This window comes from Streptomyces sp. NRRL F-525 (genome assembly GCF_000716605.1).
GTDB lineage: Bacteria > Actinomycetota > Actinomycetes > Streptomycetales > Streptomycetaceae > Streptomyces.
Window position 1 is genome coordinate 1 of sequence record NZ_JNXE01000055.1, and the last position, 15,955, is coordinate 15,955.

Here is a 15,955-nt window from a genome sequence, read left to right on the forward strand (position 1 = left end):
CCAGGAGTTCACGACCCATACCAACCCACTGCGAACCCTGACCCGGGAAGACGAGCACCGTCCGACCCGCACCCACCGCACTGCCACCACCGGTGACAACCAGAGGACTCGACTCCCCCCGCGCCAGCGCACGCAGCCCCGCCAACGCCTCCTCCCGCGAACCAGCAGCCACCACCGCCCGCTCGGACAGCACCGCCCGCCGCGAGATGAGCGCTGTCGCAAGCTGCGGCAGCGACTCCTCACCCGCCTCCACGAAGGACACAAGCCGCTCCGCCTGCCCCGCCAGCGCACCGACACTCCGCGCCGACACCACCAGCGGCACCACACCATCAGCCACCGGAGCACCAACCGCGACCGCCTCCGCCTCCCCGGCCGGCGGCTCCTCCAGAACCAGATGCGCATTCGTCCCGCTCACACCGAAGGACGACACCGCAGCCCGACGCGGCCTACCCGTGACCGGCCACTCCCGCGCCTCCGTCAACAACTCCACCGCACCCGCCGACCAGTCCACCTGCGACGACCGCCAGCAGCGCCTGCGCCTCGATCGGATCTCCGAGTACCGTCCCCGTGCCGTGTCCCTCGACCACGTCCACATCAACCGTCGACAGGCCCGCGTTGGCGAGCGCCTTGCGGATCACCCGCTGCTGCGACAGACCGTTGGGCGCCGTCAGGCCGTTGGACGCGCCGTCCTGGTTGACCGCCGAACCCCGCACCACCGCCAGCACCCGGTGGCCCTTGCGGCGCGCCTCGGACAACCGCTCCAGGACGACGACACCGGCGCCCTCGGCCCAGCCCGTACCGTCCGCTGCATCCGCGTACGACTTGCACCGGCCGTCCGAGGACAGTGCGCGTTGGCGCGAGAACTCCACGAAAGTGTCCGGGGTCGCCATCACCGTCGCGCCCCCCGCCAGCGCCAGCGAGCACTCGCCCTGGCGCAGCGACTGGGCCGCCAGGTGAATGGCGACGAGGGACGAGGAGCAGGCCGTGTCGACGGTCACCGCGGGGCCCTCGAAGCCGAACACGTACGACACGCGCCCCGACGCCACGCTCGACGCGGTGCCCGTGGCGACGAAGCCTTCGAGCTCGGCCGGAGCCGCGCCCGTCGGCCCGTAGCCCTGGCCCATCAGGCCGGAGAACACCCCGACATCACGGCCCTTCAGCGTTCCCGGGTTGATTCCGGCCCGCTCCAGCGCCTCCCACGACGTCTCCAGCAACAACCGCTGCTGCGGGTCCATCGCGAGGGCCTCACGCGGCGAGATCCCGAAGAATCCCGCGTCGAACTCCCCCGCCCCGTCCAGGAATCCGCCCTGGCCGGCGTAGGACGTGCCCGTCTTGTCCGGGTCGGAGTCGAACAGCCTCTCCAGGTCCCAGCCGCGGTCGGTCGGGAACGCGGACATCGCGTCGCGCCCCTCCGACACCAGTCGCCACAGGTCCTCGGGGCTTCCCACACCGCCCGGCAGACGGACGGCCATGCCCACGATCGCGATGGGCTCCGCGGGGTCTACGGTCCCGTCCGGGGCCTCGTCGGGTACCGCCTGCCCGGCGGTGTCGTGCAGTCCCAGGATCCTGCCGCGCAGGTGTGCGGTGAGGGCCTCGGGGGTCGGGTGGTCGAAGATCGCGGTGGTCGGCAGGCGCAGTCCGGTCCGCTCGGTCAGGCGGTCGCGCAGCTCGACAACGGCGAGGGAGCCGAGGCCGAGGTCGCGGAAGGACCGGCCCGCCGGGATCGGCTCGGTGCTCGCGGGCGTACGGACGGCGGCAGTCAGTTCGCGGACCAGCCCGTCGAGCAGGGTGAGTTGGGCCCGCTCGTCCAGCTCGGCCAGGCGCGTGCGCAGGGCGGCGGTGATCGCCTCGTCGGCCTGGGCTGCGGCGCGGGGCTCCTGTTCGATCAGGGTCTCGAGGAGCCTCCGCACCCGGTCGCCCTGGTCGGTGGTGGTCGGCCGGAGCGCCAGCAGGGCCGGGGATCCGGAAGTGATCAGTACGTCGAAGGCGCCGGGGCCCTCGTCCGGCCGACCGAGCGCCAGCAACGAGCCGGACAGTCCGCGGCGTCGGCGACCGCGGACGACGGACTCGGTGAGGGCGGCGGTGACCACCGCTGGGGCGCGGCTCTCGGACTCCGCACCCAGCAGTGCCGCGGCGTCGGTCACCGCGACGAACGCGGCGGGCTCGTCGGCGGCGGTCAAGTCGTCGAGTGCCTGGGCGAGTTCGTGGTCGGAGGCGGTGTGCACGACCGCGGTCACCGGACCGAGACCGGCCAGCGCCACACGCAGTTCCTGCGGATCCGAGCCGTCGGCCACGACGCGGACGATCTCCGCGCCACTCGTCGCCGAGTCGTCCTGGCTCAGCCCGTCGTCGGTGTCCGCTGCTCGGACGAGTACGAGGCGCCGTGCTCCGTGCGCGGTGACCAGGTGGCGGGCGAGGGCCGCACCGGTCTCGGTGTCGGCGCCGGTGACGACCACGGTGCCGTCGAGCCCCGGCACCGCGGAGCCCGGCCCGTCGACGACAGGGACCCGGAGGAGCGCGGGCCGCAGCAGCCGCCCGTCCCGTACGACGAGTTGAGGCAGGCCCGAGGCGACGGCGGCGATCAGCGCCGCGGCCCACTCGGACTCCGGTGTACGGGTGTCGAGGTCGACGATCGTCAGCGGCGTGGCGCCACTCCCGGTGGTCTGTACGGCCCGCGCGGCCGCCCACAGCTCGACCTCGGAGCGATCCGGCGTTCCGTCCCGGTCGGTGACGCCCACCGCACCCCGGGTGAGGACGACGAGCCGCGACCCGGTCCCCTCGCCCCAGCCTGCGAGGCGGTCCCCGTCCGTGTCCGCTTCCGCGAGCACCGTCACTTCGGGGGCCGGGTCACCGGCGGCACGTGACGTCGGGAGGTCCGTGTAGTGCTGTACCTCGGCGGCACCGGCCCGCCGAAGGCCGGCCACTATGCCATCGGCGACGGCAGTCCGCCCCACCACAGCCCACCGGAGGTGTTCCGGGGCGTCGGAGGCGACCGCCACCTCGCTCCAGTCCGGCCGCAGGAGTCCCTCGTGGTGGCCGTCCGCGGCGTACCGCAGCCGGGCCGGCAGGTCGGCGAGGAGGCGGCGCACGATCTTCCCCGAGGCGGTCCTGGGGATGGTCCGGGTCTCGTGGATCCGCTCGGGAAGCTTGTGGACGGAGAGTACGGCGCGGCAGTGGGCGAGCAGCCGGGCGAGGTCGATGCCGTCCGGACCGGGGACCACCCAGGCGACGGGTACCTCGCCGAGGGTGTCGTGGGGCATGCCCGCGACTCCGGCGTCGGCCACACCTTCGGCCCCGCGCAGGACGGCCTCGATCTCATCGGGATGGATGTTCTCGCCACCGCGGATCACGAGATCCTTGAGGCGGCCGCAGATCGTGAAGTAGCCGGCCTCGTCGCGCCGGGCCAGGTCGCCGGTGTGGAACCAGCCGTCCTGCACCGCTTCGGCGGTGGCCTCGGGGCTGTTGTGATAGCCGACCATGACGTTCGGCCCGCTGACCCAGACCTCGCCCTCCTGCCCGACGGGTACGTCCCGCCCGGTGCGGGGGTCGACGATCCGGACGCCGACACCGGGCACGGGCAGGCCGCAGGAGCCCTCGACCACGTCGCCGTCGGGCGGGTTGATGGTGATGGCGCCGCAGGTCTCGGTACTGCCGTAGGCGTCGACGAGGGGGACGCCGAAGCTCTCCTCGAAGGAGTGACGCAGACCGGGGCCGGTGACGGCTCCGCCGACGAGGCCGATGCGCAGGTCGGGCAGGGAGAGGCCGGTGCGCCGGGCGGCGGTGACGAGGTGGCGGTAGGTGGTGGGGACGCCGGCCAGGAAGGTGGACCGGTGCTCGCGCAGCGCGGTCAGGATGTCGTCGGCCGAACTGCCGTCCATGATCCGGGCGGTGGCGCCGGCGACGGTGACGGACAGGACGCAGGCGATGTGGGACAGGCTGTGGAAGAGCGGCAGCGGCCACAGGACGCGGTCGTGCTCCGAGAGCCCGGGCACGGGGATGTAGCAGGAGGCCACGGAGTAGAGGCAGTTGCGCTGGGTGGAGAGGACGCCCTTGGGACGGCCGGTGGTGCCCGAGGTGTAGAACATCCAGGCCACCTCGTCGAGACCGAGGTCGTCCGGGGCCTCGGTGACGGGTTCGGTGACGGCGAGATCCTCGTACGCCGCGGCGCCCGGCACCGCGGTGTGCCCGGCGCTGGTACCGGCGCCGAAGCCACCGGCCACGACGACGGACACCTCACGTGTCCCACGGGGAACCAAACGCAGAAACGTCTCGGCATGGGCGCTGCCGGTAAAGGCGAACACCACGCCGCTGTCGGCCAGGAGGTATGCCGTCTCGGCCGGGGATGCCTGCGGGTTGACCGGTACGCCGATGCCACCGGCCCGTACCACTGCGAGGTAACTCTCCACCATGGCGACCGAGTTGCCGAGGCACAGGGCTACCCGGTCGCCGCGCCGGACACCGAGGCCGGCCAGGTGACCGGCGAGCCTCCGTGTCCGGGCGTCGAGTTCTCCGTAGGTGACCGCGTGCCGGTCGTCCTCGAAAGCGATCTTGTCCGGGAACCGGACTGCGTTCTCCCGGAGGATGACCGGGAGCGGGGTGATCAGGTCAGGACGCACCTTGCCGCGAACTCCTTCCGGAGATCAGGGGTGGGCAACTGTTGGTCCGGGAACGACGCGCAGGGGTGAGTCGGCTCGATCGTGTGATGACCGGCTTCCGGGCTTGCGTTGTCCTGGTCCGGCTGGACCGACGTGAATGAGGCGATCCGGGACACCGGATGCGGTGCCGGCCCACGGTGCCTCTGCTCCGTCAGCCCGGTGGTTCAGGGGCTCCCCCTCACCATCGGCCGTATGCACTTGGCCCGTTCGTGAGGGACTCCGCCCGCCGGACCGCACCCTGGACAGGATCCGTCGCCGCCCTGGGTGCCGTCGGCGGACGACCGCGGGCACTTCACACACCCTTGAGACAGTGAGGAATCACCCAGGACGGTTCGGGACGTGCCGGAGAACGGACTCGCTCCCCCTCACGGTCCGGGAGCGGGTTACCAGGAGACGGGCAGACTCTTCACCGAGAACACGGACCCCTTTGTCCGCAGCGGAATCTCGTCGGCCGGCACAGCCAGCCGAAGGTCGGGGAAGGCTTCCAGGAGGGAGCGGAAGCCGGTGCGCAGCACGAGGCGGGCCAGGTTCTGGCCCACGCACTGGTGGACGCCGTAGCCGAAGGCGACGTGCCCTGCGGTGTCGCGGTCGAGGTCGAGGTCGGCGGGACAGCCGAACTTCGCGGGGTCGCGGTTGGCCGCCGGCAGAGAGACGGTGACCGTCTCGCCCTTGGTGACGAACTCGCCGCCCAGCTCCACGTCCTCCAGGGCGGTGCGGAAGGTCTCGTACTGGTTGACGGTGACGTAGCGGAGGATCTCCTCCACCGCGTCGTCGATCTTCGACAGGTCGCCGCGGAGGGCGGCCAGTTGGTCGGTGTGATGCAGCAGGGCGAAGGTGCCCGTGGCCAGCGCGCCTTCGGTGGTCTCGTACCCCGCGAAGAGCAGCAGGGTGGTGATGTTGCCGAGTTCCTCGTCGGACAGCTCGCCGGTCGCGATGAGGCGGCTGACGATGTCGTCGCCGGGCGTGGCCTTCTTGCGGGCGATGGTCTCGTGGACGAACTCGCCCACTTGCTGGAACACGGCCATCGCGGCCTGCGGGTCGCCGAACGGGTCGTTCATCACGGCCGGTGCGTCGGCGAAGCGGTGCCGTTCGCCGTAGTCGAGGCCGATCAGCGGGGCGAGCACCTTGAGGACCAGTGGCCTGGCGAAGACCTCCAGGAAGTCGCCGGTGTCACCCTGGGCACGCATCTCCGCGATCTGCTCGGCGGCCACCGCCTCGACGACCGGGGTGAGCCGACTGACGCCGCGCACGGTGAACTCCTTGGTCAGGAGCTTACGGAAGCGGGTCTGATCCGGCGGGTCCATGTGGATGAACATGCCCGGCATGGCCGGGAACTGCGGTACCGGGCCGCCGTACTTGGTGACCGGGAAGTGTCCGATCTCCAGGCTGTGGCTGAACCTGGGGTCGCCCAGGACCTCCCGTGCCAACTCGTGGCTGGTGGCGATCCAGCCGACATGGCCGTCGGGGTAGACCATCCGGGCGAGCGGGCGTTCCTTCCGCAGCTCGTCGAAGAGCGCAGGCGGGTCGAACTTGTCGATGCGGGCCCAGGCGTCCTCGTACGAGATCGCTTCACTCATGAAGCCTCTTCTCCGATCCGTGCATCCGTATGGCTTCGGGCCATGCCTGCGCGCACGGAAAGAGGGCGTCCGCACGCGCGGGGCATCTTCGGAACGTCTCGCCTCGTGCTGCACGCGGCTGCCGCTCTCACGCGGCGGCCCGCCGGCCCCGCCCAAGAGGAGTGGAGGGGACGGCAAGCCGGTGCGGACTCCTACCGGGTCCGCAGGCGCGCAGGAATCAGACGGACAACTTCTTGAGGGTCTCGTGGGCGGTCGCCAGGGACTTCTCTCCCAGCGGCTTGAGCGCCGCCATGGCCGGCACCATCGCGGCGAGGGTCAACTCGGCGTGCACGAAGGTGAGATCGTCCGCGAGGCCGATCGAGCTGAGCACGGCCCGCAGGTACGCCTCCTGGTAGTCCCAGCCTTCGCGGGGAGTGCCCGGCGCGTAGGAGCCCCCGCGCGCGGTGACCACGATGACGGACTTGCCGCTGAGCGCACCGGACTCGGCCCCCGGAGGAACCATGTGGGCCGGGCTGACCAGCAGGTCGATCCAGGCCTTGATGCTCGAAGGGATCGTGTAGTTGTACATCGGTACGCCGAGCACGATCGTGTCGGCGTCGCGCACCTCGGCCGTCACCGCGTCGACGAGCGCCTGCTCGTCGGCCGTCTGACCGTGGTCGCGGCTGGGGTCGAGAACGTACTCGCGCACCGCGTGGGTGATGTGCGGGATGGGCTGCGCGCCCAGGTCACGGTAAACGTAGTCGGCATCGGGGTGGTTCTGCCGCCACTGGGTCGCGAAGTACGAGGTCAGCTGGCGCGAGGTGGAACCCTCGGTACGGATGCTCGCATCGATGTGAAGAAGAGAAGACACAGAAGACCTCTGAATTTTCCTGGGTAGTTCGTAAGGACGGCAGACGGTACGCGAAAGCGCAGATCCGACTTCGCCGAGTCTAGACAGGACCGCCTTCGCGTGGCATCCCTCAGTCTGGTAGCTCCCGACCAGGGCACGGTGTTCGAGGGGGACGTCGTGGGGGTCTCGACGCCTTTCGCGCCGATATCGGCGACCGTGCTGCAGTGTAAAAATTGGGAAAGGAAACGTCTCGGCCATTCTCGGCCGAATTCCAGTCATCGCCGATCGGGCGTACGTCGGATACAGGTCAATTCCGGGACCTCCATATCCGGCCACCGAAAAGGCGGCCACCTGCGTCCCAGCGGTCATGAGCCGACGTTCCGCGTGTGATGATCTTCAGATGGAGCGGGTTGAGGATGGGCAGCGAGGCGGTCGACGGACAACGCGCCGATCGGGTTGCCGGCGGCGAGGGCCCGGGAGGAACCGTTCGAGCCGTGGTGGCTCAGGCCGCGGGCCGCGAGGAGCAAGCGCGCCCGCCGCCGTCACGGTCGACGCCCTGGCGCACGGTGACGTCCCGACCGCGACACCGCACGCGGACAGGTCGCGGGGCCGGCCGAGCGGTGCGGGGCGGCCACGGAGCAGTCGGGTCACCCACCGAGTGCCGGCCGATGACGGAGCGGATCCCCCTGCCACTGCTCCAAGTCCGCTGGCTCCTGGGCGCGTTGGTCACGAAGGCCACCGCGAGCAAGGGCGGCCAACCGGTGCTCACCAGCTTCCCGCCCCACCCTGGACACCGCCGAAACCACCAGCCGGGCGACCTGTTTTCCCGGGTTCACCGCCCATCTCCCACGCTTCCCCATGGCCGGATTCCCGCCACCTCGGACCGCAGCCGTCCCGCGCGCACCGCACCGCCCAGCGCTTCCGCCCCGGCCGACGGACCCACGGTTCGGCGGGCGCCGTGACCCACCGCGCCAGTCGCACCATCGACCCGCAGCAATCGACACCAGGCCCGATTCAACCCGCGATCATGCCATGGCGGGCGTCTCTACACCTTCCACGGCGATATCGGTAGCCGAGGGCCGCACCAAAAAGGAGACGGGGGCCTCTCAGCCATTCTCAGCCGAATTCTGGTCATCATCGAACGGCCGTACGGTACGGATAGGCCTAGTCCGCATCCTCAAAGTCCCGTCACCGAAAGGACGGCCACCCGTGACCGGCCACAGCTCGGCTTCGCGCGTCGGCAGCACGGCCCACCTCAGCTTTTCGACTCATTCACCTGGACTGAATCCCGCATTCCGGTTCCTCGGACATTCGGGAATAGGCGAACGACACGCCAGCCTGCATCTGCTTGACAGAATTCCATGCCCGATCGCAACCTGAGACGCACCTTGAGCACCCCCAAGCCGTATGTCTGCCACACGGTTCACCCCGGGAAGACAACGAGCGATTGACCACGCTCAGCGAACAGTGGGCCGCCGCCAGGCTTCACTGGTCCCGATTCGGAGGCAAGAGTGTCCCTTCAGGCATCCGCGGTTACCGGCCCCCTCCTTCACAGATCAAGCGAAGTGGGTCGCTTGGTCTCCGCTTCGGTGCAGTCCTGGAACAACGGCCAGTTGGGCAGGAGCATGGGCCTCGCCTCAATGGCCACAGCGATGGAGGCGTCCGAAGCGAGGGTAGGCGGTTCACCGAGCGCGAGAATCTGGTACGCAACCCTGGTGACACGAGCCCGAGGCCTAGCGTCTGCCAGGAGGATACTTACTGAAGATCAGTCAGCTGTCCATAGTTTCGCCGAAGTTGACGGACAGCCGGAAGAATTGATGTGCGAGGCGGAAACCGCACTCGCCCGGGGGGACCTGGACTCCGCCACGGCAGCGGCCGAGGCGGGCCTGCGCCTGGCACAGCAGACCGGACACCGTCGACCGGTGCCGATCGGAAATCTCGTGATGGCTGTCAGCGCGACGCGACAGCTGGATCCGAACGTCGGCCTCGTCTACGCGAACCGCCTGCGGGACAACGCCCTGTTCGGCCACTCATCCCTGATGGCAGGGCAGTGCGCCTGGGCTGTCGCACAGGCCCTGGAAGCCCGGGACGGGACCGCGAGCATCGCCTGCCTACTCGTCGACCTCGTACACGACAAGGCGATGACCCAGGAGTTGCTCGTGTCGCAACCCGCCGCGGCGGCCTGGCTGGTCCGGGCCTCCCAGCAGCTGGGTGACGAGACCATCGCCGCCCGCATCGTCTCGCTGGCCGGCGAACTGGGCGCCCGCAACCGGACGTTCCGCACGATCCAGGCCTCCGCCGCCCACGCCAAGGGCCTCCACGAGAAGAACGCCGCGGCTCTGGACAGGGCTTCCGCCCTCCACCTGGACAGCTGGGCGCGCGCCTCGGCCCTGGAGGACGCGAGCGCCGTACGGTTCACCCGCCGCTCCGAGCACGACCAGGCGGCCGAACTCCTCAAGAGAGCGGCAGACGGGTACAGGACGGTCGGCGCACGGCGTGATGTCCTGCGCGTGGCCAGCAAACTCCGTGAACTGGAGGTCAACGGCGGCCGGATTCCCCACAGGACCGGACGCTTCCGCCGGACAGGAAGCCAGTTGACCGACACCGAGTACGCGGTCGCCGACCTGGTCAGCCAGGGTCTCACCAACGGGCGGGTCGCCCGCCAACTGTTCATCTCGCCCCACACGGTGGCCTTCCACCTCAAGAAGATCTTCCGCAAACTGGACGTGTCCTCCCGCGTCGAGCTCGCCAGCACCTGGACCCGCCTCCCGCAGGAACACACGACGACTCCCGGTCAGGTGGTCGGCTATGTGGGCGCCTGACATTCCCGGACCGCAGTGCCGCGGCCTGGTTGCACCAGGTCTTCAGAACGAACCGGTCGGCCGGTTCGTCCTGGTCTCCGGCAACGGAAGGGGGTGCGGCGTGCGCCGGTGGTGTCCTGCCGAACCGGAGGACAACGTTATCGTCGACCGGCCTCCGAGGCCGGGGCTCCAGGGCTGACGCACTGGGCGCCCGGCGGCCGGCACAGCAGCCCGGCCACCGGGCGCCGCCCCTGACCGCGACCGCCACTACAAGCCCTCTCACCGCGGCCCGCCAGGCCATCGCGACCGGCCTGGACGCCGACGGCACGGCGGAACTTGTCGTACCGGGACTGGCACCGCATCGAGCACGTGGCCGGCAACCGTCAGGGACTGCGCACAGCCAGGGCAAGCGGGTTTGTCCGGTGGCGTTGTGGTGCCGGATCGCGGCGGTCAGCGTGAGGATGCGTTGCACGACGCGGGCTATGACACCTCCGGGTGAGCGCCCTCGGTGCCGCTCGAGGTCGAGCTGTCCCTTGGAGGTCTCGTTCACCGACTCGATGACCTGTCACAAACCCGCATTCGGCGGCCAGGAGGTCCAGGATCGGCGCGCGTTCGTCGGTCGCGCGGGAGCGGCCGCGTTCCACCGGGGTGGAGTCACCGACCCATACGTCTTCGCTGCACACCGAGGTGGTGGCCAGGATCCGGTGGAGCTTCGCATCAGGGCGGCGGACGCCACGGCGCCAGGTCGGGATGCTCCTTCAGCATGTGATCGGTCGGCGCACAGGCCGATCTGCGGGAGACCAAAGCCGGAAAGATCGTCGTCAAACCGGGCTGTGACCTGAAGTCGCCGCACACACTCTGGTCCGATCCTGTCGAGGCCGAGGCACTCAAGGTTCGACTCGACGATCTGCACCGGGCGAAGATCCGGCTCGCCGATGAGGTGCTCGTAGTCGGCGACTACATCGGAGACAGCACCCGAGCCGAAATCGCCTACGCCCGGTCGCTGGGCAAGCCCATGCGGTTCACGCACCCCGAAGTCGACCCGGACGCCTGACCGCCCACCCCCACGCCCTCCGCAGGCACCCCTTGGAAGTGATCACCTAGACTTGCCGCCCTGACGCGGGAGGAGCGGGCAGTGAGCGCAGCACCCATACGGTTCGGCATCGTGGGAAGCGGCTGGCGGGCCGAGTTCTTCGTACGGCTGGCACGAGCGCTGCCCGAACGACTCGCGGTCGCCGGCGTGGTGACCCGCTCCGCCGACCGCGCCGCCCGCGTGGCGGCGGAATGGAGCGTGCCGGCCTTCCGTACGGTCGACGAACTGTGCGGCACCGCACCGGAGTTCGTGATCCCCTCGGTCCCGTGGGAGGTCACGCCGCACGTCGTACAGGAACTCGTCGAGCGCGGGACACCGGTGCTCGCCGAGACCCCGCCCGCACCCGACACGCAGGGACTCGGCCGGCTGTGGGACGCCGTGGGCGCCGCGAAGCGACCGGGGGGCGGCGCCCTCGTCCAGGTCGCGGAGCAGTACACACTCATGCCGGGCCACGCCGCCCGGCTCGCCCTCGTACGGCGAGGGGTGATCGGCGAGGTCAGCTCCGTACAGGTGTCCTCGACGCACATGTACCACGCGATGTCGCTGATCCGGCACACGCTGGGCGTCGGTTTCGGACCCGCGACCGTCACCGCACGGGCCTTCACCGCCCCTCTGGCCGACCCGCTGACGCCGGCCGGATGGACGGACGACCTGACTCCGAAGGACGCCGTCACCACCCTCGCCCTGCTGGACTTCGGCGCGGCCCGTACGGCGCTCTACGACTTCACGGACAACCAGTGGTGGAACCCGCTGCGGGCCCGCCGGATCGTGGTGCGGGGGTCGCTCGGCGAGATCGTCGACGACGCGGTGGTGCGGATGGCCGACCCGCGCACACCCGTGGAGTCCGCGCTGACGCGCCGCCGTACCGGCACCGACCTCAACCTGGAGGGGTCCGAGGTCCACCACATCTCCTTCGACGGCGACGTGGTGTGGCGCAACGAGTACGTGGGCGCGAGTCTGTCCGAGGACGACCTCGCCGTCGTGGATCTGCTGTGCCGGACGGGCGCGTGGGTACGCGACACCGGCCCGCAACCGTACCCCCTGGCCGACGGCTGCCAGGATCACCTGCTGGCGCTGGCCTGCGAGGAATCGGCCCGCACCGGGGCGCCCGTGACGACCACAGTGCAGCCCTGGGCGGGCAGCTGACCCGTCGGAACGCAGGCCGACCACACCACGGCCTCCGGGCCCACGACGTCATCTGCCACTTGACGTGCCTCGCGGATTCCCTGGGCGGGTGCTTAGTGTCCTCGGGCCATGAACGTGCCGCCTGCCAGAACCGTCCGACGAACATCCACTGGTAGTTCGCGCGTGCGCCGCAGGTCGACTGGTCCAGGCTCGCCCCGTTGGCCGTGGAGCCGCGCCGAGAGCGAGGCGGCGTTCTGGCGGTTCTTGGAGAAACACCTTCTTCGAGGAGAACACTCCCGCCGTCGACGTCGTCCGGGCCATCAACAAGCCGTGGGTGACCTACCTCTACCGCGCCCCGCGCTCCTTCCACCTCTCGGGCTCGGACCGTCCGCGGACATCGCGGCGTGGCCAGGTCCCGCGTCTTCGCCTGGGAGGAACGCGCTCGCGAGCCCTCGGCGTACATGCTCGACCGCATGACCAAGGAACTAGCCAGGTGTCAGAGGCAGTCGATCCGCGTCACCGCAGGTCAGCACCCCCAAGTAGACAGCTTCAAGGAGATCTCCTCGGCGACTCACGTACAGCACCGCAACGTCGCCGACCTGTCACGAGCAGGTGGGCGACCACGCAGCGCCACTCGGGAAGGCGGGCCGGCCGGATTCACTCCGGTCGACCCCTTCGTCGCGCGCACTTGCCTGCGCGCACGGCTGTCCCTTCCGTTCGCCGGGCCTCCCTTGCCCGGCTCAGCCCTGCGCCAGCTCTGCCACGGGCTGCCACTCCTCCCACACCGCGAGACGCTGCTCATAGTCGGCCTTGGCAATGCCCAGCGGCGCCGAGCCGAGGAAGCAGCGCAGCGGCGGCTCGTCGGCGTCGACGATCTCCAGTACGGCGGCGGCGGACGCGGTCGGATCGCCCGGCGTGCCAACGCGCTTGCGGCGCTGCTCCTGCACTTCCTTGTGGAAGTCGGCGTACGCGGGCAACGGCTCGGAGGTGCTCGACGAGGAGCCCGCCCAGTCGGTGGCGAACCCACCGGGCTCGATCAGTGTGACCTTGATGCCGAACGGCGCCACTTCCTGGGCCAACGCCTGGCTCATGCCTTCGAGCGCCCACTTCGACGCGTGGTAGATCCCGACCAGCGGGAAGGCGCTGATGCCTCCGATGGATGAGACCTGGAGGATGTGGCCGCTGCCCTGCTCGCGCAGGAACGGCAGCGCCGCCTGCGTGACCCACAGGGCACCGAACAGGTTGGTCTCCAGCTGCGCACGTGCTTCGGACTCGGTGAGTTCCTCGACCATGCCGAAGTGGCCGTAACCAGCATTGTTGACGACCACATCGAGGCGCCCGAACCGCTCGTGCGCCTGCCGTACGGCGGCGAAGTCGGCGTCACGGTCCGTCACGTCGAGGCGCAGGGGCAGCAGCCGTTCTCCGTGCTCCACCCGAAGGTCCTCCAGCGTGGAAAGGTCACGCGCGGTCGCGGCAACCGAATCGCCGCGTTCGAGGGCCGCGATGGCCCACTCCCTGCCGAAGCCGCGTGAGGCACCGGTGATGAACCAGATCTTCTGCGTCATGGTGTGCTCCTCGAGGAAACTCGTCAGCCGTACCGTCAGTACATCGGGATGTCCCATCCACCAGACAACACTCACCTCGCAACGCACGCCACACCAACCGGGGGCAAATCAACTACACCGCTCCCGACAATCTCCAGAATCAGCGGGCCTCCGGCGCTACCACTCCAACGGCCATCCCCACGAGGGCTGTTGAAGCCCGCTGCCAGAAGAGACACCGCGGCACGCAGGACACGGGCGCTGGTGGGCGGCCTCCGTCCAACGGCGGTTGGCCACTCTTCTCAGGGAAGGGTGGCCACAGCCGTTCCGGCGCCGAACGTCCTGTCGTGTTCCACCGGCGGTGAAATGTGCCAAGTCCGGCGCATGCGAGTTGGTGAAGTCGCCGCTGATCGAGATCGGTGGCTTTCCTCCTACAACAACGATCCGGACGGGCACCCGGTCCATCATGAACGACCCTTCCACCTTCCCCTCCCCCACCATGAGCGGCTCCTGGGCAGAGCACTTCGACCTGATCACCGACCTGCCCGGCCGGGGCGACACGGTCGTCGGCAACGATCTGTGGTTCGGCTACGGCGTCACAGTCATGCCCGGTGTACGCATCGGTCACGGCGCGATCATCACCGCAGGCGCCGTGGTCACCGGCGACGTCCCCAACCACGGCGTCGCCAGCGGCAACCCCGCCCGGCTCCTCGCCGTGGCGTGGTGGGACTGGACGGTGCAGCACATCACCGAGCACCAGCCCTGACAGCGCCTCCTCACCACACCGCCGCACGCGTCCCGCGCAAGATGACGAGTGATCGCCCATGTCCCGCCGCCGCGCCCACATCGCGACCGTCGGTGCCCCCATCGTCAGTCATGCCCTGCCCAGCCTCGCGCTCATCCGTGAACTGGTGGCCCGCGGGCACCGGGTCACCTACGCCAACGACCCGTTCATGGCTGACTTCATCCACTCCTCCGGCGCGGAACTGGTGCCGTGCACCTCCCCATTGCCCGTCGCGGACAACAACCGGCCCGCCGATCCCATCGCGCCGGCGAGCCTCTTCCTGGACGACGCCGTCCAAGCGATCCGACCGACCTGCACCTCTACGACATCAGCGCCGACCCGTACCGGGACAGGTTCACGCGGTGGCTCGCCGACTGCGGGGCGACCACCACGGACGTGGACACGTTCGCCGGGCCGCCCGCCCGCTCCCTCGCCCTGATCCCACGAGCGATGCCGGACGCCGATCGGGTCGACACCCAGACGGTGACCATCGTCGGCCCGTGTTTCGGCACCCTGGCGGACACGGGCGACTGGACCCGCACGACGAAGGGCTCCTCTCCGGGTGCCCATGTCGGCAGACCGGCCCACAGAAACGCACTCGCCGAGTCCACCCCACGTCCGGCGAAGCCAGCCGCTGGCTCATGCGTTCGCCGGACGCGGTGCGGGTGCCAGCGCCCACCGGATCATCGAGGTCAGGGCGGAGCCGAGCGGGCGGACACACAGCGTGTCCACCGCCGCGAGCCGGGGCAGCCGTAGTTCCTGCGACGCCCAACGCGGCAGGAGCGAGACCGCGTTGGCGGCGAGCGCGCCGTAAGGGAGACGGGCCGCGAGAGGCAGCGGCGGGTTCAGAAGGAGGAAGCGGGCGGTGTCGCGTGCCTGCGGGGTCGCTTCCAGCTCCGGGCGGTACGCGAGGAGACGCTCGGTGAGTTCTGCGCGATTCCGTGGCGGATCGGGCACCCCGAGCGCGACGGCGACCCTGGCGGTGTTCTCCACGTATCCGTCGCACTCCGCATCCGTCAGCGGACGCGCTCCGTAGCGCTGGTGGGCCCGCAGGAAGCTGTCCACCTCGGCGACGTGGACCCAGCAGAGCAGGTGCGGATCGGAGGCGTGGTACGCCTCCCCCCGGTCGGTCTCGCCCCGCACCCTCTCGTGCACGGCTCGGACCTGGTCACAGGCCTGCTGTGCCTGGTCGGCGGTGCCGTATGTCGTCGTGGCCAGGAAGGTACTGGTCCGTTGCAGTCGGCCCCAGGGGTCACCACGGAAACCGGAGTGGGCGGACACGGCCGCCATGGCCAACGGATGCAGCGACTGGAGGAGCAGGGCGGACAACCCGCCGATGAACATCGAGGCGTCGCCGTGCACGCGGCGGACAGGCTGCTCCGGGCCGAACCAGCGCGGGCCGGGGGTGTCGTGGATCCGAGCGCGGTTGCGCGGGCCGTCCGGTCCGGCGACACGCGCGAACACAGCGGCGCCCAGCCGTTCCCGCGGGCCGGGACACCCGGCGATGGTGGGTTTCATGACTCATGGCCTTCCGCCGACCTGTCTTCCAT

General features: G+C 70.1%; 7 protein-coding genes and 6 pseudogenes. 6 read left to right on the forward strand and 7 right to left on the reverse strand.

Going from position 1 to position 15,955, the window contains the following annotated elements; genetic code table 11:
- The 4 genes and pseudogenes from OO69_RS54010 to OO69_RS44595 all read right to left on the reverse strand — a co-directional run.
- Positions 1–2,090: pseudogene (locus tag OO69_RS54010) on the reverse strand (type I polyketide synthase); the annotation flags it as partial.
- A 1,014-nt stretch (positions 2,091–3,104) separates the two neighbouring features.
- Positions 3,105–4,616 (reverse strand): annotated as a pseudogene (locus tag OO69_RS54015) (class I adenylate-forming enzyme family protein); the annotation flags it as partial.
- 422 nt (positions 4,617–5,038) lie between these two features.
- Complete coding sequence (locus OO69_RS44590) at positions 5,039–6,232, reverse strand: cytochrome P450 (RefSeq protein ID WP_033286732.1); 1,194 nt, start codon at positions 6,230–6,232, stop codon at positions 5,039–5,041.
- A gap of 217 nt (positions 6,233–6,449) precedes the next feature.
- Complete coding sequence (locus tag OO69_RS44595) at positions 6,450–7,082, reverse strand: FMN-dependent NADH-azoreductase (RefSeq protein ID WP_033286733.1); 633 nt, start codon at positions 7,080–7,082, stop codon at positions 6,450–6,452.
- Between the two features lie 1,796 nt (positions 7,083–8,878).
- Here OO69_RS44595 and OO69_RS44600 point away from each other — a divergent pair.
- The gene (locus OO69_RS44600) at positions 8,879–9,883 is read left to right on the forward strand and encodes a response regulator transcription factor (RefSeq protein WP_051801724.1); all 1,005 of its coding nucleotides are present in this window, start codon (positions 8,879–8,881) and stop codon (positions 9,881–9,883) included.
- Between the two features lie 394 nt (positions 9,884–10,277).
- Here OO69_RS44600 and OO69_RS53300 read toward each other — a convergent pair.
- A pseudogene (locus OO69_RS53300) lies at positions 10,278–10,427 on the reverse strand (IS982 family transposase); the annotation flags it as partial.
- A 216-nt stretch (positions 10,428–10,643) separates the two neighbouring features.
- Between OO69_RS53300 and OO69_RS53305 the strand changes: the two are divergent.
- From OO69_RS53305 to OO69_RS53310, 3 genes and pseudogenes are all read left to right on the forward strand, one after another.
- A pseudogene (locus tag OO69_RS53305) lies at positions 10,644–10,916 on the forward strand (hypothetical protein); the annotation flags it as partial.
- 81 nt (positions 10,917–10,997) lie between these two features.
- Positions 10,998–12,101 carry a Gfo/Idh/MocA family protein gene (locus OO69_RS44610; RefSeq protein ID WP_033286734.1) on the forward strand — a complete coding sequence of 368 codons (1,104 nt, stop codon included), beginning with the start codon at positions 10,998–11,000 and terminating at the stop codon, positions 12,099–12,101.
- Between the two features lie 201 nt (positions 12,102–12,302).
- Positions 12,303–12,571, forward strand: a pseudogene (locus OO69_RS53310) (hypothetical protein); the annotation flags it as partial.
- A 249-nt stretch (positions 12,572–12,820) separates the two neighbouring features.
- Here the strand turns inward: OO69_RS53310 and OO69_RS44615 are convergent.
- Positions 12,821–13,645, reverse strand: a complete 825-nt coding sequence (locus tag OO69_RS44615; RefSeq protein ID WP_033286755.1) for an SDR family oxidoreductase — start codon at positions 13,643–13,645, stop codon at positions 12,821–12,823.
- Between the two features lie 367 nt (positions 13,646–14,012).
- Between OO69_RS44615 and OO69_RS44620 the strand changes: the two genes are divergently transcribed.
- A complete protein-coding gene (locus OO69_RS44620) occupies positions 14,013–14,387 on the forward strand; it encodes a hypothetical protein (protein ID WP_420707963.1) in 375 nt (124 codons plus the stop codon).
- A gap of 58 nt (positions 14,388–14,445) precedes the next feature.
- Positions 14,446–14,945, forward strand: a pseudogene (locus OO69_RS53315) (glycosyl transferase); the annotation flags it as partial.
- 99 nt (positions 14,946–15,044) lie between these two features.
- Here OO69_RS53315 and OO69_RS44630 read toward each other — a convergent pair.
- Positions 15,045–15,923, reverse strand: a complete 879-nt coding sequence (locus tag OO69_RS44630; RefSeq protein ID WP_033286736.1) for an oxygenase MpaB family protein — start codon at positions 15,921–15,923, stop codon at positions 15,045–15,047.
- Positions 15,924–15,955: the final 32 nt, after the last annotated feature.

What these genes read in the sequence shown, in the direction of transcription:
- OO69_RS44615 (WP_033286755.1), bottom strand. Translation starts at nt 13,645, where the DNA reads ATGACGCAGAAGATCTGGTTCATCACCGGTGCCTCACGCGGCTTCGGC.
- OO69_RS44630 (WP_033286736.1), bottom strand. Translation starts at nt 15,923, where the DNA reads ATGAAACCCACCATCGCCGGGTGTCCCGGCCCGCGGGAACGGCTGGGC.
- OO69_RS44600 (WP_051801724.1), top strand. Translation starts at nt 8,879, where the DNA reads ATGTGCGAGGCGGAAACCGCACTCGCCCGGGGGGACCTGGACTCCGCC.
- OO69_RS44590 (WP_033286732.1), bottom strand. Translation starts at nt 6,232, where the DNA reads ATGAGTGAAGCGATCTCGTACGAGGACGCCTGGGCCCGCATCGACAAG.